This window comes from Marinobacter azerbaijanicus, from assembly GCF_030250645.1.
GTDB lineage: Bacteria > Pseudomonadota > Gammaproteobacteria > Pseudomonadales > Oleiphilaceae > Marinobacter > Marinobacter azerbaijanicus.
On the sequence record NZ_JASSVS010000068.1, the window covers coordinates 1 to 1,007 of the forward strand.

Annotated in this window: 1 protein-coding gene; it reads right to left on the bottom strand. The window is 67.6% G+C overall.

Going from position 1 to position 1,007, the window contains the following annotated elements:
* On the bottom strand, positions 1-1,007 hold a 1,007-nt coding region (locus QPM17_RS23645; protein ID WP_285394192.1), incomplete at both ends, for an S-(hydroxymethyl)glutathione dehydrogenase/class III alcohol dehydrogenase.

The following is a 1,007-nucleotide window of genomic DNA, read 5'->3' on the forward strand; positions in this document are numbered from 1 at the left end:
ACTCGTCGATCTTGATCTCGCCGTTCATGTAACGCTCCACGTAGCCGGGCAGCTCGCTGCGCCCCTTCACCCCACCGAACGCCGAGCCGCGCCACACGCGCCCCGTGACCAGCTGGAACGGGCGCGTCGAAATCTCCTCGCCGGCACCGGCCACGCCGATGATCACCGATTCGCCCCAGCCCTTGTGGCAACACTCCAGGGCCTGGCGCATCACGTTGACGTTGCCGATGCACTCGAAGGAGTAGTCGACCCCGCCGTCGGTCATGTCGACGATCACCTGCTGGATCGGGTCACTGTGCTCCTTGGGATTGACGAAGTCGGTGGCGCCGAACTGGCGTGCCAGCTCGAACTTGTCCGGGTTGACGTCGATGGCGATGATGCGGCTGGCCTTGGCCATCAACGCGCCCTGGATCACCGCCAGGCCGATGGCGCCGAGGCCGAACACGGCCACGGTGGCGCCCGGCTCGACCTTGGCGGTGTTGAGCACCGCACCGATGCCGGTGGTCACGCCGCAGCCGAGCAGGCAGATCTTGTCCAGCGGCGCCTCGGACGAGACCACCGCCAGCGAGACCTCGGGCAGCACGGTGTATTCGCTGAAGGTCGAGCAGCCCATGTAATGATGCAGCCGCTTGCCGTCGACGGAGAAGCGCGAAGTGCCGTCGGGCATCAGCCCCTGGCCCTGGGTGGCGCGCACCGCCTGGCACAGGTTGGTCTTGCCCGAGCGGCAGAACTTGCACTGGCCGCACTCGGCGGTATAGAGCGGGATGACGTGATCGCCGGGCTTGACGCTGGTAACGCCCTCGCCGACCTCCTGGACGATGCCGGCCCCTTCGTGGCCGAGCACCGAGGGGAACAATCCCTCCGGGTCGGCGCCCGAAAGGGTGTAGGCGTCGGTATGGCAGACGCTGGTGGCCTGGATCTGCACCAGTACCTCGCCCGCCTTGGGCGGCTCGACGTCGATCTCGGTGAGCTCGAGCGGCTTGCCCGCTTCCCAGGCAACGGCGGCG